23 protein-coding genes are annotated in these 24,852 nt (G+C 46.7%); 12 read left to right on the top strand and 11 right to left on the bottom strand.

What is annotated here, in order from left to right:
- The first annotated feature begins 305 nt into the window (after nt 1–305).
- Nucleotides 306–710 (top strand): Fur family transcriptional regulator, encoded by a 405-nt coding sequence (locus tag SPIGRAPES_RS15120; protein WP_014271627.1) that lies wholly within the window; start codon nt 306–308, stop codon nt 708–710.
- Between the two features lie 12 nt (nt 711–722).
- Complete coding sequence (rbr, locus tag SPIGRAPES_RS15125; RefSeq protein ID WP_014271628.1) at nt 723–1,262, top strand: rubrerythrin; 540 nt, start codon at nt 723–725, stop codon at nt 1,260–1,262.
- Nucleotides 1,263–1,392: 130 nt separating this feature from the next.
- Here rbr and SPIGRAPES_RS15130 read toward each other — a convergent pair whose 3' ends face one another.
- From SPIGRAPES_RS15130 to SPIGRAPES_RS15140, 3 genes are all read right to left on the bottom strand, one after another.
- A complete protein-coding gene (locus tag SPIGRAPES_RS15130; protein WP_014271629.1) occupies nt 1,393–2,631 on the bottom strand; it encodes an amidohydrolase family protein in 1,239 nt (412 codons plus the stop codon).
- A 78-nt stretch (nt 2,632–2,709) separates the two neighbouring features.
- Nucleotides 2,710–4,419: a glutamine--tRNA ligase/YqeY domain fusion protein gene (locus SPIGRAPES_RS15135; RefSeq protein ID WP_014271630.1), complete on the bottom strand. Its 1,710-nt coding sequence runs from the start codon at nt 4,417–4,419 to the stop codon at nt 2,710–2,712.
- Nucleotides 4,420–4,510: 91 nt separating this feature from the next.
- A complete protein-coding gene (locus tag SPIGRAPES_RS15140) occupies nt 4,511–5,044 on the bottom strand; it encodes a DUF1349 domain-containing protein (protein ID WP_155816779.1) in 534 nt (177 codons plus the stop codon).
- A gap of 78 nt (nt 5,045–5,122) precedes the next feature.
- Between SPIGRAPES_RS15140 and SPIGRAPES_RS15145 the strand changes: the two genes are divergently transcribed.
- The 4 genes from SPIGRAPES_RS15145 to uvrB are packed head-to-tail and all read left to right on the top strand — an operon-like array spanning nt 5,123 to nt 10,316.
- Nucleotides 5,123–5,929, top strand: a complete 807-nt coding sequence (locus SPIGRAPES_RS15145) for a phosphohydrolase (protein WP_014271632.1) — start codon at nt 5,123–5,125, stop codon at nt 5,927–5,929.
- A gap of 10 nt (nt 5,930–5,939) precedes the next feature.
- Nucleotides 5,940–6,911, top strand: a complete 972-nt coding sequence (locus SPIGRAPES_RS15150; protein WP_014271633.1) for a carbohydrate kinase family protein — start codon at nt 5,940–5,942, stop codon at nt 6,909–6,911.
- 36 nt (nt 6,912–6,947) lie between these two features.
- Nucleotides 6,948–8,240 (top strand): S1C family serine protease, encoded by a 1,293-nt coding sequence (locus tag SPIGRAPES_RS15155; protein WP_014271634.1) that lies wholly within the window; start codon nt 6,948–6,950, stop codon nt 8,238–8,240.
- A 6-nt stretch (nt 8,241–8,246) separates the two neighbouring features.
- Nucleotides 8,247–10,316, top strand: coding sequence for an excinuclease ABC subunit UvrB (gene uvrB / locus SPIGRAPES_RS15160; RefSeq protein ID WP_014271635.1), 2,070 nt, complete (start codon nt 8,247–8,249; stop codon nt 10,314–10,316).
- Here uvrB and SPIGRAPES_RS15165 read toward each other — a convergent pair.
- From SPIGRAPES_RS15165 to SPIGRAPES_RS15190, 6 genes are read right to left on the bottom strand one after another with little or no spacing between them, the layout of a single operon-like run.
- Entirely contained in the window at nt 10,306–11,289 is a 984-nt protein-coding gene (locus SPIGRAPES_RS15165) for a caspase family protein (RefSeq protein WP_014271636.1), read from the bottom strand. The genes uvrB and SPIGRAPES_RS15165 overlap by 11 nt on opposite strands.
- A 50-nt stretch (nt 11,290–11,339) precedes the next feature.
- A complete protein-coding gene (locus SPIGRAPES_RS15170; protein WP_014271637.1) occupies nt 11,340–12,332 on the bottom strand; it encodes a caspase family protein in 993 nt (330 codons plus the stop codon).
- Complete coding sequence (locus SPIGRAPES_RS15175; RefSeq protein WP_014271638.1) at nt 12,329–12,901, bottom strand: hypothetical protein; 573 nt, start codon at nt 12,899–12,901, stop codon at nt 12,329–12,331. Before SPIGRAPES_RS15175 ends, SPIGRAPES_RS15170 begins: the two co-directional genes overlap by 4 nt.
- Before the next feature lie 31 nt (nt 12,902–12,932).
- The gene (locus tag SPIGRAPES_RS15180) at nt 12,933–14,015 is read right to left on the bottom strand and encodes an ABC transporter ATP-binding protein (protein ID WP_014271639.1); all 1,083 of its coding nucleotides are present in this window, start codon (nt 14,013–14,015) and stop codon (nt 12,933–12,935) included.
- Nucleotides 14,005–15,699 carry an ABC transporter permease gene (locus SPIGRAPES_RS15185; RefSeq protein WP_014271640.1) on the bottom strand — a complete coding sequence of 565 codons (1,695 nt, stop codon included), beginning with the start codon at nt 15,697–15,699 and terminating at the stop codon, nt 14,005–14,007. The genes SPIGRAPES_RS15180 and SPIGRAPES_RS15185 overlap by 11 nt, the downstream gene beginning before the upstream one ends.
- Nucleotides 15,696–16,739, bottom strand: coding sequence for a thiamine ABC transporter substrate-binding protein (locus tag SPIGRAPES_RS15190; protein WP_014271641.1), 1,044 nt, complete (start codon nt 16,737–16,739; stop codon nt 15,696–15,698). Before SPIGRAPES_RS15190 ends, SPIGRAPES_RS15185 begins: the two co-directional genes overlap by 4 nt.
- Before the next feature lie 212 nt (nt 16,740–16,951).
- On the opposite strand from SPIGRAPES_RS15190, the gene SPIGRAPES_RS15195 reads away from it, so the two are divergent.
- From SPIGRAPES_RS15195 to SPIGRAPES_RS15210, 4 genes are all read left to right on the top strand, one after another.
- The gene (locus SPIGRAPES_RS15195) at nt 16,952–18,457 is read left to right on the top strand and encodes a bifunctional ADP-dependent NAD(P)H-hydrate dehydratase/NAD(P)H-hydrate epimerase (RefSeq protein ID WP_014271642.1); all 1,506 of its coding nucleotides are present in this window, start codon (nt 16,952–16,954) and stop codon (nt 18,455–18,457) included.
- Nucleotides 18,454–18,879 (top strand): hypothetical protein, encoded by a 426-nt coding sequence (locus tag SPIGRAPES_RS15200; RefSeq protein WP_014271643.1) that lies wholly within the window; start codon nt 18,454–18,456, stop codon nt 18,877–18,879. The genes SPIGRAPES_RS15195 and SPIGRAPES_RS15200 overlap by 4 nt, the downstream gene beginning before the upstream one ends.
- Before the next feature lie 12 nt (nt 18,880–18,891).
- Nucleotides 18,892–19,290, top strand: a complete 399-nt coding sequence (locus SPIGRAPES_RS15205) for a (deoxy)nucleoside triphosphate pyrophosphohydrolase (protein WP_014271644.1) — start codon at nt 18,892–18,894, stop codon at nt 19,288–19,290.
- A 223-nt stretch (nt 19,291–19,513) separates the two neighbouring features.
- Nucleotides 19,514–19,741: an ABC transporter permease family protein gene (locus SPIGRAPES_RS15210; protein ID WP_041384736.1), complete on the top strand. Its 228-nt coding sequence runs from the start codon at nt 19,514–19,516 to the stop codon at nt 19,739–19,741.
- A 190-nt stretch (nt 19,742–19,931) separates the two neighbouring features.
- On the opposite strand, the gene SPIGRAPES_RS16725 is transcribed toward SPIGRAPES_RS15210, so the two are convergent.
- Nucleotides 19,932–20,675 (bottom strand): alpha/beta hydrolase, encoded by a 744-nt coding sequence (locus SPIGRAPES_RS16725; RefSeq protein ID WP_014271645.1) that lies wholly within the window; start codon nt 20,673–20,675, stop codon nt 19,932–19,934.
- An 85-nt stretch (nt 20,676–20,760) separates the two neighbouring features.
- Nucleotides 20,761–21,813, bottom strand: coding sequence for a LacI family DNA-binding transcriptional regulator (locus SPIGRAPES_RS15220; protein WP_014271646.1), 1,053 nt, complete (start codon nt 21,811–21,813; stop codon nt 20,761–20,763).
- Between the two features lie 257 nt (nt 21,814–22,070).
- Here SPIGRAPES_RS15220 and SPIGRAPES_RS15225 point away from each other — a divergent pair, with 257 nt between their 5' ends.
- Together SPIGRAPES_RS15225 and SPIGRAPES_RS15230 are read left to right on the top strand one after the other, a co-directional pair.
- The gene (locus SPIGRAPES_RS15225) at nt 22,071–23,156 is read left to right on the top strand and encodes a substrate-binding domain-containing protein (RefSeq protein WP_014271647.1); all 1,086 of its coding nucleotides are present in this window, start codon (nt 22,071–22,073) and stop codon (nt 23,154–23,156) included.
- Between the two features lie 138 nt (nt 23,157–23,294).
- Nucleotides 23,295–24,851, top strand: a complete 1,557-nt coding sequence (locus tag SPIGRAPES_RS15230) for a sugar ABC transporter ATP-binding protein (RefSeq protein WP_014271648.1) — start codon at nt 23,295–23,297, stop codon at nt 24,849–24,851.
- The last annotated feature ends 1 nt before the right edge of the window (nt 24,852 follow it).

Raw genomic sequence — 24,852 nt, forward strand, 5'->3', positions numbered from 1 at the left:
GAAGCGTAAGCGCGAAACAATACCCTCCAATGGGTGCGGAGCATCGTGTTGGATGCAGGGACCTGGACAACATAGCTCTCGGAGAGCTCCCGCCCTTGTCGGTACCATTTTTCGGTGTTTCATTATAGACAGCCCGCTTTCCCTGATTGATTTTCCTCGCTTAGCACAACATTGGTATAGGGGTAATGGTCTGTGAGTATGTAAATCCAAGGCTTCTGACCGGGTATAACGGGATTTCTATTGTTGACAATGAAGTTTCAAAGATTTATAATCCTAATTGATATTGATTATCAATTAGGTACCCAATGAAAGCTATCCGTCAGACAATTCAGAAAGACCTGGTCAAGGAAACTGTGTTTGCTTCCTGTGATCATCCGACAGCAGAACAGATTTACAACACCATTGTTCTCACCCATCCCTCTATCAGTAAGGCAACTGTATATAGGAACCTGAATCTGTTGGTAGATGATGGGCTTGTGAAACGGGTACAGGTGCTTGGTGGGCCTGACCACTTTGATAAGACAGTCCTGGATCATTATCACATTCAATGTACCTGCTGTAAGCGGGTAGAGGATGTTGAGGGTATTCCGAATCTAGGGATATTGGCCGGGATTACGAATGCAAAAGGGTATCGTATAGATTCCTATGAAATTGTTTTCAGCGGGGTTTGCCCCGATTGTCTAGAAAAAAATGCTGCCATGAAGCAGTGAAGGAGCACGAGTATGGAATTGAAAGGATCAAAGACCGAAGCTAATCTGGCTGCAGCTTTTGCAGGGGAATCACAGGCAAGGAATAAGTATACCTATTATGCCTCAAAAGCACGCAAAGAAGGGTATGAGCAGATTGCAAACCTGTTTGAAGAAACTGCAGGGAACGAAAAAGAACATGCAAAAATCTGGTTCAAGTTGCTCCATGGCGGTGAAGTTGCAGATACTGCTACCAATCTCAAGGATGCTGCTGCCGGGGAATATTATGAATGGACCGATATGTATGTAAACTTTGCAAAGGATGCACGTGCAGAAGGGTTTACAAAGATTGCCACTCTGTTTGAATTGGTTGCAGCAATCGAGAAAACCCATGAGAAGCGTTACCTTGACCTTTTGAAGAATGTAGAGGAAGGCCTTGTATTTAGCAGAGATGGCGAGCAAATCTGGAGATGTTCCAATTGTGGCCATATCGTAGTCGGGAAAAAGGCTCCTGGCATTTGTGCTGTCTGCAATCATCCGCAGGCATACTTTGAACTTGTCAGCCAGAACTACTAGATTGTAGTCTGTAGCTTTCAAAAGGTCTGTTGCAAACAGTATGTATGGCAACAGACCTTTTTGTTTTGCCTTCCTTCGTTGAAGCCCGGTAGCACAGTGAATTATGGGATGCTGCCTATGGTTGCTTCCCTTACTGGGGCAGTCCCATAAACTTCATCGGGTTTGTCTGTACAAATAAATCAATTTCAGCATCGCTGAAAGGTGATTGTTCGAAAAGCCGATAATAACTGGTATAGGACTCGACCTTGAACAGGTTGACGCAGAAATCGGTACCGAATATCGTCCTTTTGAGAATGGTATCGGCCTTCTCACGGCTTTGTGATTTGATGTAATTGTACAGTTGTACATAGAAGTCTGGATTTGTACCGCTGAAGGATACATCCGCATAGACGTTGGGGAACAGGTGCATGAGCTCGACCAGTTCATAGAACCAAGGGGAGTCGGGAATCCTGTTCGCTGCCGCAGATATTCTGTTGATCGGGTTTTTCTGCAGCTGGTTGTATTGCCAGCCATAATGTGCAAAGTCGAGCCTCAAGGTAGGGTAATGGTCCAGAACAGGTTTGAAAGAAGCAGGGGAGGTAAACATCCAGGCTTCCTTCGGGCTTATTCCCCTGAAACCCTGGTCATCGCAGTGAGTGATAACCGGCAAGTCATATTTTGTACAGAAATCATAGATCATACAAACCTTTTCGCGTTCCTCGTCATCGCTCGGCCAAGGGTTGTACCCGAGCGGCGGATAAAATTTTATACCGAAGAATTGTTTCTTTCCTTTTCTCTTCTTGGTTTTCGCTACATATCTTTCCAGCAGGTCATGGATAAATTCGGCAGAGTGCACCGGAGGATTGATTCCTATGAACGGAAAGAACTCAAAGAGCCCTTCGTTGTGATTCTGGTGATACCATTCAATCCCCTCGAGGGTATCGTCTGCATATTTGAGAATCTTTTCCAATTTATGCGAAGGGTAATACAAGTCTTCAATCTGGGATGAACCCTGGGAAAAATCCATCAAAAGCGGGCACATTGCCATTTTGTCATAGGAGGCGGAACGCATATGCATTTTTCCGTCTCTGATGTAGGGCAAAGGGGGGTAGTCCTCTAGCTTTCCATGAGTCTGGAATTTCCCGAGCAGGTCATCTTCCATCATGGCAAAGGTCATCCCTATCGGTTGTTCAAAGGAGGTGAGTGTATTCATTACCTTGGTAAGCATCTGGGATGGCTTGAGATTTTTATTATTAAGGATATACGAAGGAGAAAGAGCCCCACTGGTTAACATGTCAGGAATCCCATCTTTGATCGCAGACATGAAACTCAGCAGATTGGGATGTTCCAGTGTCATGACATGAAAGTGTTGGTCAAAAAAATAGTTCATTTTTTTCTCCCTGTTTCTGTTGGGTTCGGAAAGGAAAAGGAAGAAAAGGGACGCCACTGGCGCCCCTTCCACTTATCTTCAGATACCCATTTTCTTCTTCATCTTGGCCCAGGAGTCCTTGAGAGTTACTGTCCGGTTGAAAACCGGGTGCTCACTCGTACTGTCCTTGCTGTCAACGCAGAAATATCCGTTTCGGATAAACTGGAGGTAATCGCCTACTTTTGCTTTCAAAATCTCAGGCTCCGCGATTGCGTTGGTAATTACCTTCAGTGAATCGGGATTAAGGTCATCGAGGTAGTTGCCAGTTTCCCCGCCAGGGTATTCGGTATTGAAAAGCTTGTCATAGAGTCTGGCCTCGATGGTTACCCCTTCTGTGGCACTTACCCAGTGGCTGGTTCCCTTTACCTTCCTGAGGTCAGGGGTTGTCCCTCCCCTTGACTCCTTGTCATAGGTGCAGTGGACTTCTGTGATGTTGCCTTCAGCATCTTTTACCACTGAGTTGGCAGTGATGTAGTAGGCATACTTCAACCTGATTTCATTTCCAGGATAGAGTCTATGGTAGCCTTTGGCAGGAACTTCCATGAAATCCTCTCGCTCGATGTACAGTTCTCGGCCAAAAGGAATTTTATGGGTCCCGCTGTTTTCCTGTTCGGGGTTGTTTTCGCCTTCGAAATACTCGATGGTCCCTTCACTGTAGTTGTCGATGATAATCTTGAGTGGATCGAGGACAACCATGAGGCGTTCTGCACGCTTGTTGAGGTCTTCGCGTACACAGAATTCCATGAGCGAATAGTCAACCACACTTTCGACTTTTGCCACCCCGACCCTGCTTACGAAATCTTTCATGGATTCAGGTGAATATCCCCTTCTCCTGATTCCGCTGACTGTAGGCATCCTGGGGTCGTCCCACCCGGTTACGATTTTCAAATTGACCAAGTTCAAAAGTCTCCGCTTGCTCATCAAAAGGTAATTGATGTTGAGTCGGGCAAATTCATACTGGTGGGGGGCATGGTCAATGCCATCGATTTCCGTGGCCCAGTCATAGGCGGGGCGGTGATCTTCGAATTCAAGTGTACACAGCGAGTGTGTAATACCTTCGATAGCATCACTTATGGGGTGCGTGAAGTCATACATCGGGTAGATGCACCACTTGTCCCCGGTGCGGGGGTGTGTTGCATATTTGATCCGGTAGAGGGCAGGGTCGCGCATGTTGATGTTCGGGCTCGCCATATCGATCTTGGCCCTGAGGATGTATTTCCCCTCACTGTGCTTGCCAAGGCGCATCTCTTCAAAGAGACGGAGGTTTTCTTCGATGGAACGGTCCCTGTCAGGGCTGTTTTTTCCGGGTTCGGTCAAAGTCCCGCGGTATTCTTTCAGTTCCTCGGCTGTCAGGCTGTCAACGTAGGCTTTTCCTTCCTTGATGAGTCTGAGAGCGATTTCATACAGTTGCTGGTAGTAGTCGGAAGCATAATATTCATACTGCCCCCAGTCGAAACCAAGCCAATGGATATCTTCCTTAATGGAATCGATATATTCCATATCTTCTTTGGCTGGGTTGGTATCGTCCAGTCTCAGATGGCAACGTCCGCCATATTTCTGGGCAAGGCCGAAATTGATACAGATCGATTTGATATGACCGATATGGAGATACCCATTGGGTTCAGGCGGAAAACGAGTGACAATGGTATTGTCAGGTACTCTTCCGTTGGCCAGATCATCCTCGATGATTCTTTCGATGAAGTTGAGGGAAACCTTTTCCTTCAGCTCTTCCGTTTGCAACTCTTCCATGAATTGTCCTTCCTTGATACCCTTTCAAAGGGGCTTGGTATGAAGATGCGCAATAGTACCATATCGGCATTGCTTATTACAGGGGGAAATGCTATTGCCCTTCCTTTTTTGCATACCGAACCGACCGTAGGCCGGAATCGAAAGGCTTCGATTCCCTGTTGGAAAAATAAGGGCCGAAACTTATGGCCCGCTGCATTCCAGGCAAGGACGATTGCATCACTTCGATGAACTGGGGATTTTCCAATTCTGTGGCATAAAAGATCTTTACCGACTCCCCGCTCCTGTCCAGTTTCCAGAGGACTTGTTTTGTATGCAACTCCAAAGGTGAATGGCTTTCGGTTTTATAGCCCCGAACCGAGGTGTGGACTGATAACGTGTCAAATGATAGTCCCGCGGCACAGAAGGAGAGATCACTATGATAGATGCATAGACCGCTTTCTCCTCCTGCAGGGGCTACGTCAATAAGCAACTGGCAGGTAAAATCCTCATCACTGACAGCCAATAACAAAGGGCAGGAGGGCAATTCTGTCTTGCCTTCTACGACAAGCGTAGTCTCCCTATAATCTTTTTTCCATATCTCCGGTTTGCCAAGCCACCGGAAGTCGCGCATCATTACTTTCTTCATGGATGCAGTATACGCCTCTTGTGTGTTTTTTTCCACAGGAGGCTTTCCCGACGTGTAAAGTTGTTGTAATCTTACGCTATGAAGTCACCAAAAGAACACATTCTCGACCGCCACCTGCTTGGACTGCTAGACCAGAGTAACCCGAGTTTCAAGCTGGCAAAGTTGCTGGTTACCGATCCTGAAATCGAGGCAATTCAGGATTTTGCCAATTCGGTATCGATAAAGCGTCTCAACTACAACGACCATGGGCCGGTGCATATGCGTCAGGTTGCCTATAACAGCATCCAGATGCTTTCCTTGTTGAAGGATGCCGGTATTAAAAGTTCCTTGGAAACCGAAGATGCCGGGACCTATGACGACAGCGTCTGTGCCGTGATGTTATCGTCTTTTTTGCATGACCTGGGAATGAGTGTTTCCCGTACCGACCATGAACTGACTGGGATTATCATTGCCCGACCTATCATGCATCGTCTTTTGAAGGAAATCTTTCCCAATGACCTTGGCAGACAGATAGCCATTCTCTCGGTTGCTACCGAAGGAATCCTCGGCCATATGGCAAACCGTAGGGTAAACAGCGTTGAGGCTGGCCTTCTTCTGGTAGCCGATGGTTGCGATATGGAGAAAGGAAGGGCAAGGATTCCCATGAGTATTACCACGGCACCGAAGACCGGGGATATCCATAAATATTCGGCCAATTCGATCGAGAAGGTAAACATCGGGAAAGGACAGAAAAAACCGATCAAAGTCGATGTCGATATGTCCAGTGACGTGGGCTTTTTCCAAATCGAGGAAGTATTGCTTCCCAAGATAGCGATGAGTCCGGCCAAGCAGTATGTAGAGGTTTTTGCCGGGGTAGTCGGACAAAGCAAAAAACAATATTTATAGGGAGATTGCTATGATTGGAGTGATTGGTGAAGCGTTGATTGATTTTATCGGGACCAATGTGGAAGGTTCTTCCCATAATTTTGCCTCGTATATCGGAGGTTGTGGTCTCAATGCCGCAACGGCAGCCACCAGGGCCGGTTCCCCTGTGGGTTTTTTTGGCAAGCTCTCCAGCGATATGTTTGGTTTGAGAATACTTGACCACTTGGTTGACAATAAAGTCCTGTTTGATCCGGCACTCTGCAATTCACCCCTTCCTTCCATGATTGGTTTTGCCCAACTTGATGAACAGGGGAAAGCCAGCTATGCATTCTATAGTAAAAATACCGCTCCCGTCTGCCTGAATTCCGAGGAACTGCTGGATTGCCTGTCAAATCACACAGACCTTAAAGTTTTGCATATCGGTTCCGTATCACTTGCCGTCAAGCCTGGCTGTGATGCCATTATCGATACTGTCGATTTTCTAAAGCCCCGTCCTGTGGTTTTTCTCGACCCCAATGTACGGCCTTCGGTTATCGAGGATTTTGAATCATACAAAACCCGCCTTTTTACTGCTTGTCGACTTGCTGACATTATTAAGCTAAGCGATGAGGACTTGTTGTTGCTGTACCCTGGTCTCGATGTAGAGACAGCTGCAAAAACCCTTTGTGCAGAGGTTTCTTCCCATGTAATCCTTACAAGGGGGAAACAGGGCAGCACATGGTTCAGTCCTGATAAGTTTACTGTCGATTCCCCTATCATCGATCTTCCTGTAGTCGATACGGTCGGTGCAGGCGATACGTTCAGTGGTTCGTTGCTTTCTTATCTCCATGAGCTCAATTGTTTTGGAGAGGACGGGAAAGAGCCGTCCTTGCAAAAGCTTGACAAGGCTATGATTACAGAGGCTATGCGGTTCGCCAATGCCGCTGCTTCGATAAACTGTTCCCGCAAGGGATGCAATCCTCCTTCAAGAAAGGAAGTGGAATCGTTACTGGCGTCTTTATAGTTGTCATCATCTGCTGTTTGGCTGTAGACTTGGTCTATGCTCAAGGATTCAAGAAAACGGTTCATACAGGTTTTGGTAGTACTGACTGCCTTCGTTCTGGTTTGCATTGCATCTCTGTTGCTTTGGCGATGGACGAACGCAATCCAAGTGAGTGCCAACCGCAAGGAATTGGAGAAAGTCCTTCACACCATCGTCAAAGACGAAGGTGAAGTAGGACTTCTCTCTATGGCCGGGGTTAGCGTAGATTCAATTTTCTATGGGGATGAGGGCATTACGCTCTTTGAGGGACAGCCAACCTCCTGGAGGTATACTGCCGATGAAAGACAAAGTATCAATGTCTATGAGTCCACTAATAAAAGCGTAGTCCATATTACCTCAACAGTCGATGTACAGGTTACCTCCTTTATGGATGTGCTTCCTGCCCAGGGGACTGGCAGCGGCATTATCTTGTCTTCCGAGGGCTATATACTTACCAATGCGCATGTGGTCGAAAAAGCGGCCAGTTTGAAGGTTAGCCTGTATGACCAGAGTTCCTATACTGCAAAGCTCATAGGTGTTGACAGCGAGGATGACCTTGCTGTGATCAAGATTTCCGTAGATAAGGATACTGATCTCATACCCATCACCCTGGGTACCAGCGAAGATTTGAGAATCGGACAGAAGGTCATTGCAATCGGAAATCCCTTCGGGTATGACCGTACCATGACCGTTGGGGTAGTCAGTGGGCTGAATCGTCCGGTAAAGACTGCGGAGGGGAAGGTAATCATGGATGCCATCCAGACCGACGCCTCGATTAACCCGGGAAATTCCGGGGGGCCTCTACTGAACAGCAGGGGTGAGGTTATCGGGATTAACTCATCGATTTATTCCATGAATGGAAGTTCCCAGGGTATTAACTTTGCCATTCCGATCGACACTGCGATTTCCATAATACCAGACCTTATCAAACTCGGGAGAGTGAGCAGGGGGTGGCTCGATATTGTCCCTGTGCAGTTGACCCCGCAACTTTCATCCTATGCAAAACTTTCAGTCGATACAGGCATCCTGGTGAGTCAGGTAGTGAGTGGGGGGTTGGCGGAAAAAGCAGGCCTGAAAGGCGGTAGCCAGATGGTTCAATATGGCTCGAGTGTGATTTATCTCGGAGGGGATGTCATTCGCGCAATCGACGGGAAACAGGTCAACGATCTCAATGACCTGTATCTTGCACTGCTTGATACGCATAGCGGGGATACAGTCAAGGTTCTGGTTAATCGTAAAGGTGAACAGAAGACCCTTGTCGTGCAATTAGTCGAACGAAGTGCCCAGAATGTAAGTGCACTTGTACGGTAGGATATGATGAAAGAGAGTAAAGTTGACGGTACTTGGGGTGGCGAGACGATTGAAAACATCCATGGTGTTGTTTCCAATGAACAGAAACGGTTTGCCGTTGTAGCTCCGTATGAACCTTCGGGTGACCAGGCGCAGGCAATCGAAAAACTCGCCGAGGGACTGCAGCAAGGCGACCGTTGCCAGACCCTTAAGGGGGTGACCGGAAGTGGCAAGACCTATACGATGGCCAAAATCATTGAGAAGATTCAGCGCCCTACGTTGGTGTTGTCCCACAATAAAACGCTTGCTGCCCAGCTCTACCGGGAATTCAAATCATTTTTCCCCGACAATGCAGTTGAATATTTTGTCTCGACCTATGACTACTACCAACCTGAAGCCTATGTCCCGGGAAGGGACCTGTATATTGAGAAAGCTACGGATATCAACCAGGAAATAGACAGGCTGAGATTATCTGCTTCTTTTTCACTCATGGAAAGGCGTGATGTCATCGTTGTTGCAACTGTCTCCTGTATTTTCGGACTAGCCAATCCAGTGTCAGTAAGGGATATGGTCCATACCTTTCGTGCAGGGGAAGCCTTCCATCATCATGATGTGCTCGACCAATTGGTCCGTATGCAATATGAACGCAACGATATGATTCTCAAACGCGGAGCTTTCCGTGTCAAAGGTGATTTTCTTGAGATTTGTCCCTCCTACGTAGAGAACGCGGTACGTATCTCCATTGACTGGGATGAGATAGCCTCGATTCAATGGTTCGACCCAGTCTCAGGGGAGAAACAGGAAAAGGTAGAGAGTTTTACTTTGTACCCAGCCAAGCAGTTTGTCATGCCACAGGAAGAGATCAAGGCTGCAATCCAACGCATACGAAGCGAAATGGATGATCAGGTTGAATATTTCAATAGCCTGGGGAAACCCCTTGAGGCAGAAAGGATCAAGACCAGGGTAGAATATGACTTGGAGATGCTCCAGGAAATTGGCTATTGTTCAGGTATCGAGAACTATTCCAGGCCCTTGAGTGATAGGAAGGCAGGAGAAAGGCCTGCTGTGTTGCTTGACTATTTCCCGCCTGATTTTGTTACGTTCATCGATGAATCCCATGTAACCCTGTCCCAGGTGGGGGCGATGTATGAAGGCGATCGGTCGAGAAAACTCAACCTAGTGAATTATGGGTTCCGTCTACCCTCTGCCCTCGACAACAGGCCTTTGAAAGCAGCGGAATTCAACGAGGTTGTCGGGCAACGGATTTTTGTTTCAGCCACTCCCGGCGCAGTTGAACTTGCTCAGAGTACCCAGATGGTGGAACAGGTTATCCGCCCCACCGGGTTGCTCGACCCTGAAATCGATGTACGTCCGACCGAAGGCCAGATGGAGAATCTGTATGGGGAAATACGCAAGACGATTGCAAAGAACCAGCGTGTTCTCATTACTACGCTGACGAAGCGTATGAGTGAGGACCTTACCGACTATTTTGCAGGTCTTGGCCTGAAGGTAAGGTACTTGCACTCGGAAATCGAAACCATTGAGCGGGTTGAGCTGCTCCGCGATCTTCGGCTCGGGGTGTTTGATGTACTGGTGGGTATCAACTTGTTGCGCGAAGGCTTGGACCTTCCTGAGGTTTCCCTCATCGCAATCCTTGATGCAGACAAAATAGGATTCCTTCGCTCGGCTACCTCCTTGATTCAGATAGTAGGACGTGCGGCACGTAACTCTGATGGCCATGTCATTATGTATGCAGACAAAATGAGCAGTGCCATGGAACAGGCCATTATGGAAACAAATAGAAGACGTTCCATCCAGATGGCTTACAATACAGAGCATGGAATTACCCCTACTACCATCATCAAGGCTATCCACGACCTTATCCAACGGGAACAGGAAGATACCAGGCAGAACGAGAAGCAGGACCTTTCCATTCTCAAGGGTGGGTTCAATATGCTCAATGCCAATGAACGTAAGAAATATATCAAGGCTCTGGAGAAGGAGATGTTGCAGGCAGCCAAGAATTTGGAATTTGAGCGTGCTGCGGTTATCCGTGATGAGATCGAGGTAGTCCGTAACGGTCAGTTCAATACCTAAACAGTACCAAGTCCCTGCTTCCGCCAGTGAGTACAGGGTGTTGGTACTGGTAATGGAACGACCCTTTGGTAGGTATTTGTTGGTGACTATGGATATAGCTGTAGAGATTGTCTGCCGAAACCTTTCCTTTTTGCCCTGCTGGGGGGACCATGTCGCCCATGTTCCCTGTCTGCTCATTCCAACCTAGGCCTTGCAACAGGGCTTCTGTGAAATAGCCATGTGGATGCATGCTGTCTTTCGGTTCCTTGCTGGTATTGTCCTTTGTCGTTGCGGCTAGGACAAATACTGAAGCAGGGTTCTTGCCTGGTGCAAAGAATTTCCTAAAAGCGTCATCAAGGTATTCGTCTTTTTCTATCAATGAAATCGAGGTTTCGCTTTCCTGTACGAAACATCCACAGTAACAACTATCGAGTATCAACAGTTTTGCCCCTGCAAGTGTTTGTAGCGAAGAGAGCAACGTGTTGACAGTGAGCAGGCATTCGCTGTCAACTGTTCCGTCTTCCTTGAAGATTGAGCCTAGGGGATTTGTCGGGGCTACTACCAGAGACCCGTCATCATACCCATGTCCGCTATAGTAACATATGGTAAGGTCCTCAGGTTTCAGAATACCGGAAAGAGAAGCAAGCTTGTTCAGTATATGTTCTTTTGTAGGCAACGAAGGATCTTCAACGGGGTCGTACGCATAGAGAGGCCTGTATGATTCTTCTGGAAGCAATGGTCCTCCCTCCTGGACAAGCGAGTATCCAAGGAAAGATTTACCTGAAAGATTGCAGGCTGCTTCAAAGGCTTGTCGTATCTCGCGCTCGTCATTTAGGGTCCCGTTCAGGTAATTTACATTGGTTCCGCGGTAATTGAGACCAATGCTGACAAGGTGCATTGTTCCTTTTGGGGGTGCTTCCCTGGCAAGCTCGCAACTGCAGGATAGGACAGAAACCATAAGGAACACAGCAAAGAAGTATCTGTTTCTGCCCATCCAAGCCCTCCTGGAAGAGAAAGGCAGGGAAGGGGAGTAATCACTTCAGATCAGAAATTGAACAGGACCATATCCATTGCACCGCCGTTAGTCATGGGGTGCTGGTGGGAGAGGTAAAGTTTATTTGATGAAATCAATTGATGTTTCAAAACGTATGCATACAGGCTGTCGACAGTAACAACTGAATTTCTTGCAGCAGGAGGTATGCCGTCGATAATAACCGAGGATAGGTCAGTATTGTGTGACCTGGGCCAGCCCAATGCATCCAAGAGTGCATAGGTGAAATACCCATGGTTATGGTCGGCCTCATCAAAATAGTCTTCATACGATTTTGTGTTATTTGCACTTGCACTCAAGACATACAGATTCGACAAATCATAGGATTCATCAGAGAAGAATTTTGCATAAAAATTATAATCTGAATAAACGGTACTGAGAGAAGTGGAACTTTCCGCTACATGTTGACCACTGTAGCAACTATCTATAAGCAAGAGTTTCTTACCTGGAATCTTCTCCATTGCATCAAGCAATTCTTTCACAGTGAAACGGCAATCATCATAAATATTCGATGAACCATCGAATATGGAACCATCAGCCCTCGGAGGGGCAACGATTAGGGCCCCCTCATCATCCCCATGACCGCTATAGGTGAAAATGGTAAGATCATTATCATTTACGTCTTTCAATTCTGAAAGTATTTCGATGATTTTTGATTTTGTCGGTAAATCAACATCACTTATAGAGTCATAGTCGTATTGTGCTCTTTTATAATAAGTTTCCTCAGAAATAAGGACTCCCCCATCTTGGATCAATAAGCTAAAAGTACCATTCCTCTCTATATTGGAACTGACTTTTTTTAGCACTTCTTGGAGTTCGCGTGCATCATTAAGGGTTCCCTGAAGATAGTTGGCATTAGTTCCATGATAATTTAATCCAACTGAGACAACATGAACATTCCCCTTACTTGGTTCGTCAGTGAAGAACTCACAGCTTGTGAATAAAAGCAGGGGAAGCAACAGCAAGAGGATGTATCGTTTTTTCATAGTACTTCCTCCTTGTCCTTGGATCCGAGTGGGAAATAGCTATAGCGTAACCCAATTCCTACCGTAGGGGCTGTAATTTCTTTTCGTAGATGTACAGTAACGGGAAGGGTCAAGTCCAGATGGTAGCGTGGATTCTCTACAAGGGTAAACTGAGGGCCCACCCCAATTGTAAAGGAGGCGAAGGCTTCCTCAATCTTGTCATAGTAATTTATTTCAGTTCCACCGTCTAAAAATATGCCGAATTTTGGGTTCAATTGATAGGAAAGGCGTAATGCCATACCTAATTCCCAAAAACCGCGGGCAATATAATTCCCAAACACTATTGAGTCGCCGACATGTAGGATTTTGACATCAAGACTTGCATTTCCCTCACCGAATGAGAACCCAATGGGACTTACGGAAATGCCATAGGCATAGCTTGACCGGAAAGGCAGCTCATCTTCAAAATGCGGGACAGACATATAGTAGGAATTGGTAACTCCGAGTGCATACGTATATCCCACTTTCGCAAAGAGTGGAGAAACCATCAAAGTAACCAGTAGTAAGGCGAAAACTCTTTTACTCTTCATTTTCCCAGTATACCGTTTTACCAGAAAAATTCTATTCCCCAACCTTGGTACTTAGGTTTCCTACGTTCTTTCCCTGCATAAATACTTTGATATCAGCATTTATTATCCCAAGCCGTACATGGGTACCCCTTGGTTTCCTTTGGGTATTCACTTTGATAGTGTGCCCTTCCCAAAGGCAGGAAAGTCGGTAATGGGTGCCGGAAAACTCGCAGTTCCCCACTATTGCATCGCTAAACGCAAGGTGGGGGAGGAATGCAGGCAAAGGCAAAGACTCGTCATCTTGGACCAGTACATTCTCAGGCCGGAAGAAAAGCAATTGGCTGCTTTCATCTTGGTCGGTAGTCTCTTCCCCCGATACTTTGTATTCTGGCATGCATTTTGCGAGCACACCATAGGGCAAAAGATTGCCTTCCCCCATAAAGGTTGCAACAAACAAAGAGGAAGGATTTCGATAAATCTCCTCTCCGCTTCCCATCTGTTCGATTTTTCCTTCGCTCATCACGATTATCCTGTCTGCAATCGCCATGGCCTCTTCCTGGTCATGGGTTACATAGAGGGTTGTCACCCCCGTCTCATCATGGATTCTCCTGATCTCATCGCGGAGGTGCTTCCGCAATTTTGCATCGAGTGCGGAAAGCGGTTCGTCGAGTAATAAAAGCTTTGGCTGGGAAGCCAAGGCCCTTGCAAGGGCAACCCTCTGCCGTTCCCCTCCAGAAAGTTCCTGGGGTTTTCTTTTCTGGTACGCAGAGAGGGCAACCAGATTGAGCAAGGCAGCAGTCTTTTCCCTTCTTTCCATTTTCTTGATTTTTCTCAGTTTCATCGGGTAGGAAATATTCTGCTCAACGCTCATATGTGGGAACAATGCATAGTCTTGGAAAACCATCGCAATTTCCCGTTGGTTTACCGCTGCCTGGGTAATGTCAGTCCCATTGAGAAGCACCGACCCCTCATCGATTTGTATGAGACCGGTAATCAACTGGAGCGTTGTACTCTTCCCGCAACCTGAGGGGCCGATGATGCACACCAATTCCCCTTCCTCGATTGAGAAAGAAACATCAAGCTTGAAATCCGGATATGATGCCTTCAAAGAGCAGAAAAGACCACTACCGTCCATTGCCATCCCCTTTTGCCAGTTCGCTGATGGAAAACACTATAGCACAAACAAGGATAAGCACAGAACCCAAAGCGCAAGCTCCCTGGTAATTGTAGGAACCTATCAAGCGGTACATCACAATAGGTAACGTGACAATTGAGCTGTTTGCCAAGGTTAGCGTGGCATTTATTTCTCCCATGCTCAAGGCAAAGGCAAAAATTCCCCCGGTAAGCATCGCCCCCTTGAGAAGGGGTACCTCAATGCTGAAAAATGTCTTCATCGGACTTGCCCCCAAAGTAAGTGCGCTTTGCATATAGGAGTTGGGGATTTTCCTATATTCAGGAAGAATAGTACGTAAAGCGAAGGGGATGGCAATGACCATATGGGCAAGTACGACCAGTGTATAACCGATTCCATTACCGCCCTTGATATGGCTAGAGATAATATAATAGCCAAGCCCGATAATTACGGAACTGACCGTCATGGGAAGCATGCCGAACAATTCCAAAGTCGATGAGAGTTTGCTCTTCCTCCTGATAGCAGTAGAGAGAGTCAGTGCAACAGGGACGGTAACCAAAGCAACGACAGTTGCGATGCCAAGGCTGTTTTGAAGTGCCTCGAGTGCAGATCCCATATGACCGGTTCCCCGTTCGATTGCAAACAGCTGACGGTACCATTTCAAGGAAAAACTTTCGGCCCCGGACCGTGTTGCGGAGGACATGAATGATCGGACCAGAATGGAAACGATAGGACCCAAAACAAAGACCAGGCTGAAAAGGGAATAGAGAACAGCCAAAACTTTTCCGAGCAGGGTGGCAGGTTTCTTTTCCAAAATTCGGTGCGTCGTAGTATAGGATTCTGCCTTAGCCAGGGATTTCTGGGTGGCATTGTACCAGATGAGGATAACCGAGGTGACCACAATCGAGAAAAGCGCCATCGCCGCGGCAGCTCCAGTGTCCATCGACATACGGGCCAGCCGATAGATTTCTACTTCCATGGTAGTGAATTGGGGCCCTCCGCCCAAGACCATGATGATGGCGAAGCTATTGAAACAGAAAAGGAAAACCAAACTGGCCGAGGATAGGATTGCAGGCAAGAGCCTGGGCAATGTAATAGTCCTAAATGTTTTTGCCTTGCCTGCCCCCAAAGTCCAGGCAGCCATCTCGCAGTGCATGTCCATGTGTTCCCAGTAGGATGAAACCAGATTCATGATGATGGGGAAGTTGAAAAACGTATGGGCAAGTATAATTGCAGAGAAGGAATAGAGAATTTTCAAGGGAGGTTCCTTCAGGTTGAACACTGCCATGAGGGCACGGTTGAGAAACCCGTTATTACCGAAGAAAATGACAAACCCGAGAACAACTAGAATCGAGGGGATGACAAACGGTACGGTACTGATAGCCTTTACCATCCGCTTTCCCCTAAACGAGTAGTTTGCCAGCAGATATGCACCGGGAAGCCCGAACAGTAGGGAGGCAAGCGTGCTTATTGTTGCCTGAAACAAGGTGAAGAGCATAATACGAATCGTATAGGCACTGGTAAAGGTCTTAACGATACGGGAAAAGGTGAAGGCACCTTCCTTGAGGAAGGCGCCTGAAAGAGTAAAACAGAGTGGAATTAGAAACAACAAGAGCAGTATGGCAGAGCCAGGAATTGGCATTGCCCTATATAGCCCTTGGAATTCTTTTTTGCCCTGTTTTGTCATTTGCTCATTACCTGCGTCCATTCAGTAAGCCATCTATCAAGGTTTTTTTCAATAGCCTGTGAGCCGATGGAGAGGTTCTTCTCCGGTTTTGGGGCCCAATCGAAAGCTTTTGGGAGTACAATCGAGCTATTGACCGGGTACATGGAATTGGCATTAGCTATTTCCAGTTGTGCGTCCGATAGCAAGAAGTCAATGAAGAGCTTGGCATCGGCTTTGTTTTTGGAAGACGCCACCAGGCCGACACCTTCGATTGTGGTGCTGTGACCTTCGGAGAACAGGACTGTCTGGTAACGGGTGGTATTCTCGTAGGTTACATGATAGACAGGGCTGGTGGTATAGCTGAGTACAAGCGGGGCTTCGCCTTCGGTGAAAAGCCCATAGGCACTGGACCAACCTTCAGCGATAGTCAATGCATTGTCTTTCATTGCTTTCCACCAGGAAAGATATCCGTCTTCCCCATAGACCTCGATGGTCCATAGCAGCAGCCCGAGACCTGCCGAGGAAGTGCGGGGGTCGATGAGCAAAACCTTGTCTTTGTATTTTGGGTCGGTAAGCTGGCTCAAACTGGTAGGTATATCCTCTTTTGCCATTTTCTCGGTGTCTACGATAAAGGAGAAGTTACCGTAGTCGAAGGGTAGCAACCTTTTTGAAGCATCGAATTGCAAGAAAGAGGGAATTGTAGCAAGGACTGGGCTGTCATAGCTTTCAAACAGGTTCGACGCAAAGGCCTTTGAAGCCATGTCATTGCTGATACCAACGATGACATCAGCGACAGGGTTGCCCATTTCGCTCTTTGCCTTGGTAAGCATTTCGATAGCATCCCCGGCGCTTACAAGGTTGACCTTGATACCGGTTTTTGCTTCGAACTCGGGGACGATGGTGGGACCAGGGCCCCAGTCGCCACAGAATGCGTCATAGGCGTATACGGTGATTTCCCTTTCCGCTTGAAAAGAGGGAGTTTCCTTGGCACCCTGTGCAAAAAGAAACACAGGAAGCAGGGAAATGGCTAGAACGGCACAAACGAAATGATGCTTATTCATAAAAGCACCTCCATATTGGTATTCTGCCATGGGGAATTATTAGAATTGAGAATTGGCGTGTCTCCCTCCGCTGGTATTATCCAGATCAGGTTAACGGGTGTAATCTCAGGCTTTATGGGCCACCCCAGGACTTCTTCAGACTAAACAGAATCATAAAATCTGTCAAGCTGTGTTCTGTTGACCCCTTAGGCAACCTGCTGTACAGTATTGGCATGGATCAGCTTGTATCATCCGCAGCAATGGCAACTATCGACAGCGATGCCCAGTTACAGTACAAAATACCGGGCCTTTCTCTCATGGAAACCGCTGGTTTCAAGATTTGGGCTTCTCTTGCAGCTGAGATTCACAAAGAGCAGCATCTCGTGTTTCTCTGTGGCGGCGGCAATAACGGAGGGGATGCCCTTGTCGTTGCACGCCTAGCCTTCGATCAAGGGTATGTAAACCAGGTCTGCATCCTTATCGGTAACCATATTTCTCCCTCCTGTGCAGTGCAGCGCGAAATTATACAGGCGTATGGACTTCCTTCCATAATGCTTGGCGATGAGATTTCCCCCCAAGTCACCAGAGCTCTTCTGGATGCAGGGGTCGTATTCGATGGAATAGCCGGGACGGGGTTGAAAGGCCCTTTGCAAGGAATCTCCAAAACGTTGGTAGCCTTGGCGAACAAAAGCAAGGCGCTGCGGGTGGCAATTGATATCCCTTCAGGGCTCGGTGATATGATTTCACCTGATGAAATCCATTTCCTTGCAGACCGTACCTGTACACTCGGACTTTCCAAAGCAGCATTTTACCATCCCTTGTCAAGAAACGACTGTGGGCAAATTGAAATTCTCAATCCTTCTTTTCCTGCCAGGCTATTGGAGAATGTCCAAGCTGAAGGCAAACTGATAGATCCAAAAGAAGTAAAGATGCATGCTCTTTCCTCCGCTGCGTTCAAGAATAGCCGTGGCCATGTGGCTATCATCGGAGGAAGCAAATCCTATACCGGGGCAGTACGGCTTTCTGCCCGGGCAGCTTTTTCCTCCCGTGCAGGGTTGGTTACCCTGTTCTGCGACCAAGAGGTTTTTCAACTGGCTGCTACTGAAAGTCCCTCTGTAATGGTTAAAACACTGTCAGAAAATGATGATTTCTCCCCATTCAATGCTCTTTTGGTAGGACCTGGTTGGGGAAAAGGGAGGGAATCCCTGCTTGAGAAGCTTTTCTTGACCAAGAAACCGATGGTTCTTGATGCCGATGGGATCAAGGCCTATGCCAATCTACTGAAAGATAAAAAAAGACCACCCCATGGGCCACTTCTCCTCACTCCACACCTTGGAGAGTTACGGGAATTGGCTTTTTCCGTGTTTGGAGACCAAGCCCTTTCTTTGGGGAAACAGGATACTCCTGAAGCCTTTTTTTCCATGACCAGAAAATTGTCAAGGGAGCTTGATGCGATTCTTATTATGAAAAGTTCCTTGGTCCATATCGCAGGGGCGGCTGACCAGCTTATTGTGATGGAAGGGTTGAATCCTTCCTTGGGGGTAGCCGGAAGCGGTGATATTCTCTCTGGCATAATTGCAGCTTTACTCGGCAACGGTATCGAATTGGCGCAAACAGCAGTCATTGGCTCTGCGATTCATCAGAATGCTGGCCGTTTGGCCCATGAAGAGCTTGGCTATTATGACAGTGAGACGCTTTTGGGATTTATAGGCAAAGCCGTCGGGGAGATGGAGCAGTGATTCAGGTTTATTCCCTCTGTATAATCTATCTCCTCCTTGGTTCGGGATTTCTTTTGAGTGATTCCTATGGGGTGCAATTTCCTTTGCTTCTTTCCCTCCGGTATTATTTTAGGAATTCTAAAAGGTTCAGACGGTTCCTTGTGCTATCGGGAATCCTGCTTGCAGTTGCACTTTGTTTTTTCCCTGTAGATCCTGGCCCTGTCTTTCTTGGGGACCTTATCCCGATGGTGAATGTCCTGGGCCTTACCCTCTGGTATGTTTCCCAGGCTTTCAAAGTAGTGAATTCTACCTCAGGTGAGGACGAGAATTCTGTATTGGAGGCAACGGGCCAGTATTTTGAGAGAAATAAAAGAGTATTCGGGTATCTGACGGTTTGTGTCGCATGTTTGCATTTTTTAGTACCGGTTTCGGTGTTGCTATAAGGGTAAAGGTATATGGAAGAATATTCAGCAGAAAGAATTACTACTGCCGGGGTGTTGGTGAAGGATCAGAAGTACTTTGTGGCAAAACGTGACAAAGGCGGCTCTATCGGAGGGTTATGGGAATTTCCTGGGGGTAAGAACAGGTGGGGCGAAACCGAAGAAGAAACCCTCAACAGGGAATACCAGGAAGAACTGGGACTTGAGGTAAAGGTCGGGGCGTTGATCCATTCCCATGACTTCGTAAATAAAGGGACCCTCTATCATCTTAAAGCCTACCTTATCACCGCCAACGACTTTGAGGACCTTCCCCTTTTGGTACATACGACGTTTAAATGGGTCGATAAGGACGAATTGGGAACCTTGGACTTTGCTCCCAGCGACAGGAAAATCGTTGAGACTATATTGGGGTAATGGCAGGCTATGATTCTTTTGCCTTGATTTGGACTTGAAAGAATCAAATTCACATATCAGTCGCTTTCCCCACTATTGATGGCAGTGCAGATAAGGGTGATTTTGTCAGATGGTAACTCAGTTCTGGCTGAAGGTTTCCCGACGCCTGAAAGGGTAAACTCAACAATGCCTTTTCCTAGGTAATGGCATCTATTCCAGTGATGCAAACAATATCGGGTTGAATATGGAGCTGGACGCCATCTTAGCCGTCGCACTTGGAGGGCATAGCCTCGGGGGAGGGACAGTTATCGGTACTTTTTTTGGTGTGTTGATCAAGGCTTCTCTAGAAACCTATATCCGCTGCAACGGTACGGTATCTTCCTGGTGGAATAAAATCGTATTGTCTGCCTTGCCGTGTTTCTTTAACGTATTGCAGAGGGTGTTTGCGACAATCAAAGAGAAACGGAAATAAATACCGAATCCAACAGGTTTTCCGCAGAACCTTTCAGTTGCAGACGATACCCGATCACACTTTTTATAGGTTCTTTTCTATACGGTAGAGAGTCAGGATCTAGGCTCCTTCGACTTTATCGGTAGGTGCAGAGAATGGAAACAGGTTTTTGCAATGCGTTGGATTCTGAATTGCAAAGGATCAGCGAATCCTATAGCTCACGTAAAAATTCTGTGATTTCATTTGCGGTAAATTCCCATTGTTCTTCTGGTTCTATCAAGGCTGTCCCGTCACCTTTCTGTTTTCCGTAATTACCGAATTGGGCATGGTTTCCTCCCACGATAGTAACATATCTGGTATCTGCGGGAAGAAGGCTTTGAGCCTTTTCAATCTTTTCATCTGTTGCCAACAAGTCGAACTGGGCAGAGAGAGACAGTACAGGGAGTCTGGATAAAGAGAGGTCATTGCTTTTGGCAGGGTAGGCAGCAAGAAGGATAAGGCCGGAGAAAACCTGCTGGTGTTTTTCCACGAGCGTAGCTGCCATGGCACCCCCGAGGGAATGGCCCGCTGCAAACCAGGTTGTTACGTTGGGAAATGCCTCAGGTACCTTGGCTCCTCTTTGGGGGGCTAGGACTGCAAGATCGAAGGGCATTGGTACAATGACAACAAGTACCTGTGCTTCGTAGGCTATCTCTTGGGCAAGGGGCATATATGCTTCAGGTTCTACCAAAGCACCCGGGTAAAATACTATTCCGTGTTTCTTCTGCATCCCCTCGTACGCCAACGGTTTGACAGTGATCCAATCCCCTGTTTTTTCGGTTAGGGTAAAAAGTGTCTTTTGGTAAAAGGGTTCTTCCAAGGGTTTGTAAAAAGCACATGAAGTGAATGTCCCGGTAGTAAGGGCAATGAGGAAAAGTAGGGTACTGACACAGGTAAAAAAGGATTTTTTCTTCATTGGGGGAACCTCGTTCAGTGAATTAAGACTCTGAATAAAAACTATCCTTTTGGAATATACCTGTTTGCATCCCTTTCTGCAATTCTCACTTGTCGCAGGAGCCATGCGTGAACAAGAAGTTCGATTGTTCGTCCTGCAGATTCTCAGGTAATATGATATCGATTGGTAGGTCGATTACAACCTCTGAGGTCTGGTTTAACATATTTTTGCGATACAGTTGATAAATTGCCGTATATCCTTGGAAATCGGGGCGCTGGGATAACAGGCAGTCGACCTTGCCTTCAAGCATAGCTTTCCGGTTCTGTTCGATCAGGTCGTATCCTATCAGTACGGTTTGGCTCTTTCTCCCGATGAGGGAAATGAAATTTGCCACCCGATGCACCGCATCATTGACCACAAAGATTCCCCGTATATCAGAATACTGTCTATAGGCGTTTTCAATGAGGTCTTCGCCTCCTTCGGTCAGATTCATTACCAGTTCAACAACTTTATAGCCTTCTTTTACTTGGAAGAAGCAACGGAACCCTCGAGAACGTTCTGCGGAGTTGTAGGCTGATTTATGGGTCTGGATTGTCAGGTAAGTCCCTTTCTGTGGGTTGAGCAGATGCATCATCCTTGCAGCCAGATAGCCGCCACGGAACGGATTCTGCACAACCGATGCCACCGGGCTTGTATCAGGCAGGGGGGAATCGATAAAGGCATAATCGACATCTTTGTGGTTGTTGATAAATATCCTTGAGACTTCAGGTAGTACAGGAGGGAACAGCACTGCATCCGGGTTTTTCAAGAACAGTATTTCTCCCGACTTGAGAAAGGTTTCCGGCTTTGCCCGGTCGAATTCTACCAGGTCTATCGATACCGAAAGGGGCGAAAGTTCCTTTGCTGCTTTGAGTACCCCCTCATAGATCAGGTTCCAGTACCCAAACTCGGAGTGGAGCTTGGGAAGGAGAACCCCAATATGAAAGGTTTTGCTTAGCTTGAGATTACGTGCATACGTATTGGGTTGATACCCGTAATCGTGTACGATAGCCAGAATTTTTTCTATGGTCTCTGGAGCTACTCGACCTCTTTTATGTAATACACGGTCAACAGTCCCAATGGAAACATTAGCAAGTTTTGCAATTTCGGAAATGGTCATGGTTGTGGGGATATCCTTCTGTGAAAGATTTGTTTAAGTGTCGATAACGCAAGTATAGCATATACAATTATTCTGTCTAGAGTCAATTGGAAATAACAAAAGCAAAAATTAAATATAAGTAGCATAGAGAAATGGGCTATTGTAATAGAATTATAAAAAATAAATATTGACAGATATTATAAAAGGATTAACAATATAGCAGTCGATGCGTTAACGTAAACGCATATGATATCAATTTCACGAATGGAGGTTTTTGAATGAAGAAAATTGGAATGCTCTTGCTTGTCCTCGCACTTGTAATGACGGGTGTATGGGCAAATGGTTCGAAAGAAAGTGCTGCAAGCGGTAAAATGACTGTTGGTGTATGTATGCCTACCCAGTCCTCTGAAAGATGGATTAATGATGCTGCAAACATGAAAAAGCAATTGGAAGCACTTGGTTATACCGTTGACGTACAGTTTGCGGAAGACGATGTACAGGCACAGGTTTCCCAGATTGAGAATCTCGTGGCAAAACAAGTAAACTGCTTGGTTGTTGCCGCCGTTGACTCTTCTGCCTTGGTAAATGCTTTGGCTCAGGCCAAGGAAGCCGGTATTCCGGTAATTGCCTACGACAGACTTCTCATGGATACCGATGCTGTTTCTTATTATGCGACATTTGATAATAAAGGTGTCGGGACAAAGATTGCCCAATATATTGAAGAAACAAAGAAACTGAAAACAGCAAAAGCTGAAGGCCGTTCCTATACCTTTGAACTCTTCATGGGTTCCCCTGACGACAACAATGCCCTGTTCTTGTATAACGGCGTTATGGAAGTATTGCAGCCTTATCTTGACAACGGTGTTTTGGTCTGTAAAAGCGGAAGAACTTCTTTCAAAGAAACTTGCATACTTCGCTGGTCTCAGGAAACTGCACAGCAGTGGGCCGAAAACTATCTTTCTGCCTTCTATGCCAACGAGAAACTCGACATTGCCTGTACTGCCTTTGACGGTTTCGCTTACGGCCTCCGTTCAGCTCTCGAAGGTGCCGGTTATACCCTCGGTCAGGACTGGCCTTTGGTCACAGGACAAGATGCTGAGTTGATGGCTACCAAGAACATCATCACTGGCTACCAGACCATGAGTATCTATAAAGATACCCGTTTGTTGGCTCAGAAGTGTACTTCTATGGTCGAGGCCGTGCTCAAGGGAGCAAAGCCTGAGATCAATGATACAACCCAGTACAATAACAACAAGCTTGTTGTACCTTCCTATCTCTGCCAGCCGGTTGCCGTCGATAAGAGCAACTACAAGGCAATTATTGTTGATGGTGGGTATTATACCGAAGACCAGCTCAAGATCTGATTGGAAAAAAACGTGATCTGAAATACTGTGCGGTTTGCAGTGCAATCCGCACAGTACTGTAGTCATGGCTTTCCCTCCATTATCAATGTATGGGAACCCAGGCTTAACCATGAGAATGAGATCAGGAGCAAGGTATTTATGACTGATACGATCTTGGAAATGAAGGACATCACAAAGAAATTTACCGGTGTCCAAGCCCTTACCGAAGTTAACCTACAGGTAAAGCGTGGTGAAATCCATGCGCTTTGTGGGGAAAATGGGGCAGGCAAATCTACGCTGATGAATGTCCTGTCAGGGGTATACCCCTACAAGTCATACACTGGGCAGATAATCTATAATGGCAAAGAATGCCAATTTCACCAGATTCGCGATAGTGAGGAACAAGGTATCGTAATCATTCACCAGGAACTGGCTTTGATCCCGTATCTCTCTATTGCCGAGAATGTGTTTCTAGGAAATGAACAGGCAGACAACCATGGCGTCATTGACTGGTGGAAAACCAGAAAAAGGGCACAGACAGTGCTTGAGGAAGTAGGACTTCCCCATGAAGATGTCTCCAAGCCTATCAATAGCTTAGGCGTAGGGAAGCAACAACTTGTCGAGATTGCAAAAGCACTTGCCAAGAAAGTAAGCCTCCTGATTTTGGATGAACCCACAGCATCCCTTAATGATGAGGAGAGCGACCACCTGCTTTCCATCCTTCTGGACCTTAAGAAGAAGGGTATTACCAGCATCATCATATCCCATAAACTCTCTGAACTGACAAAGGTGGCCGACACCATTACCGTTATCCGCGATGGAGAAGTAATAAAGAACCTTGAGAGGGGAAGAGATGCCTTTGAAGAAGATGTAATCGTAAGGGCAATGGTAGGACGGGAACTTACCCAGCGATACCCTGCAAGGGAAAATTGCAAAATAGGCGAGCCGGTTTTTGCTGTGAAGCATTGGACTACCTACCATCCGGATGATGCAAACCGGATAGTACTGGAAGATGTCAATTTCACTGTCAATGCAGGTGAGGTAGTAGGGTTTGCAGGCCTCATGGGAGCTGGAAGGACCGAACTAGCTATGAGTCTGTTTGGCAAATCCTACGGGCAAAAGACCTCCGGGGAGATTTGGCTTCATGGCAAACAAGTGTCCATTGAAAATGTAGGGGATGCAATCCGCAATAAAATTGCCTATTGCAGTGAGGACCGAAAGCAATATGGGCTCGTCCTTACCGATGACATGAAACATAATATGACAATGGCTGCCTTGCCATATTTCTTTTCCAACCATGGTATTGTCAATTCGAACGACGTTATCCTGGAATCGGAAAAATATAAGAAATCCATTAATGTCAAAGCGTATTCAATTAACCAGAAAGTCGAAACACTCTCAGGTGGAAACCAACAAAAAGTCGTGTTGGCTAAATGGATTATGACCGCACCGGATGTTTTGATCCTGGATGAACCTACAAGGGGTATTGATGTCGGGGCTAAACACGAGATCTATCTTTTGATCAACGAATTGGCCAAGAGTGGGAAGGCCGTAATTGTCATTTCCTCAGAGATGCCTGAAGTAATCGGGATATCGGATAGGATCTATATCCTCAACGAGGGCCGCATTATCAAGGAAATGCAGAAAAACGAAATATCCCAGGAAGCCATCATGACTCATATTATCAGAGATGCAAACAGTCGAAGGAGAAAGTAAG

This window comes from Sphaerochaeta pleomorpha str. Grapes, assembly GCF_000236685.1.
Taxonomy (GTDB): Bacteria; Spirochaetota; Spirochaetia; order Sphaerochaetales; family Sphaerochaetaceae; genus Sphaerochaeta; species Sphaerochaeta pleomorpha.

Excerpts from the sequence above, each read along its gene's own strand:
- SPIGRAPES_RS15120 (WP_014271627.1), top strand. The coding sequence starts at position 306 with ATGAAAGCTATCCGTCAGACAATTCAGAAAGACCTGGTCAAGGAAACT.
- rbr (WP_014271628.1), top strand. The coding sequence starts at position 723 with ATGGAATTGAAAGGATCAAAGACCGAAGCTAATCTGGCTGCAGCTTTT.
- SPIGRAPES_RS15130 (WP_014271629.1), bottom strand. The coding sequence starts at position 2,631 with ATGAACTATTTTTTTGACCAACACTTTCATGTCATGACACTGGAACAT.
- SPIGRAPES_RS15135 (WP_014271630.1), bottom strand. The coding sequence starts at position 4,419 with ATGGAAGAGTTGCAAACGGAAGAGCTGAAGGAAAAGGTTTCCCTCAAC.
- SPIGRAPES_RS15140 (WP_155816779.1), bottom strand. The coding sequence starts at position 5,044 with ATGAAGAAAGTAATGATGCGCGACTTCCGGTGGCTTGGCAAACCGGAG.
- SPIGRAPES_RS15145 (WP_014271632.1), top strand. The coding sequence starts at position 5,123 with ATGAAGTCACCAAAAGAACACATTCTCGACCGCCACCTGCTTGGACTG.
- SPIGRAPES_RS15150 (WP_014271633.1), top strand. The coding sequence starts at position 5,940 with ATGATTGGAGTGATTGGTGAAGCGTTGATTGATTTTATCGGGACCAAT.
- SPIGRAPES_RS15155 (WP_014271634.1), top strand. The coding sequence starts at position 6,948 with ATGCTCAAGGATTCAAGAAAACGGTTCATACAGGTTTTGGTAGTACTG.
- uvrB (WP_014271635.1), top strand. The coding sequence starts at position 8,247 with ATGAAAGAGAGTAAAGTTGACGGTACTTGGGGTGGCGAGACGATTGAA.
- SPIGRAPES_RS15165 (WP_014271636.1), bottom strand. The coding sequence starts at position 11,289 with ATGGGCAGAAACAGATACTTCTTTGCTGTGTTCCTTATGGTTTCTGTC.
- SPIGRAPES_RS15170 (WP_014271637.1), bottom strand. The coding sequence starts at position 12,332 with ATGAAAAAACGATACATCCTCTTGCTGTTGCTTCCCCTGCTTTTATTC.
- SPIGRAPES_RS15175 (WP_014271638.1), bottom strand. The coding sequence starts at position 12,901 with ATGAAGAGTAAAAGAGTTTTCGCCTTACTACTGGTTACTTTGATGGTT.
- SPIGRAPES_RS15180 (WP_014271639.1), bottom strand. The coding sequence starts at position 14,015 with ATGGACGGTAGTGGTCTTTTCTGCTCTTTGAAGGCATCATATCCGGAT.
- SPIGRAPES_RS15185 (WP_014271640.1), bottom strand. The coding sequence starts at position 15,699 with ATGACAAAACAGGGCAAAAAAGAATTCCAAGGGCTATATAGGGCAATG.
- SPIGRAPES_RS15190 (WP_014271641.1), bottom strand. The coding sequence starts at position 16,739 with ATGAATAAGCATCATTTCGTTTGTGCCGTTCTAGCCATTTCCCTGCTT.
- SPIGRAPES_RS15195 (WP_014271642.1), top strand. The coding sequence starts at position 16,952 with ATGGATCAGCTTGTATCATCCGCAGCAATGGCAACTATCGACAGCGAT.
- SPIGRAPES_RS15205 (WP_014271644.1), top strand. The coding sequence starts at position 18,892 with ATGGAAGAATATTCAGCAGAAAGAATTACTACTGCCGGGGTGTTGGTG.
- SPIGRAPES_RS15210 (WP_041384736.1), top strand. The coding sequence starts at position 19,514 with ATGGAGCTGGACGCCATCTTAGCCGTCGCACTTGGAGGGCATAGCCTC.
- SPIGRAPES_RS16725 (WP_014271645.1), bottom strand. The coding sequence starts at position 20,675 with ATGAAGAAAAAATCCTTTTTTACCTGTGTCAGTACCCTACTTTTCCTC.
- SPIGRAPES_RS15220 (WP_014271646.1), bottom strand. The coding sequence starts at position 21,813 with ATGACCATTTCCGAAATTGCAAAACTTGCTAATGTTTCCATTGGGACT.
- SPIGRAPES_RS15225 (WP_014271647.1), top strand. The coding sequence starts at position 22,071 with ATGAAGAAAATTGGAATGCTCTTGCTTGTCCTCGCACTTGTAATGACG.
- SPIGRAPES_RS15230 (WP_014271648.1), top strand. The coding sequence starts at position 23,295 with ATGACTGATACGATCTTGGAAATGAAGGACATCACAAAGAAATTTACC.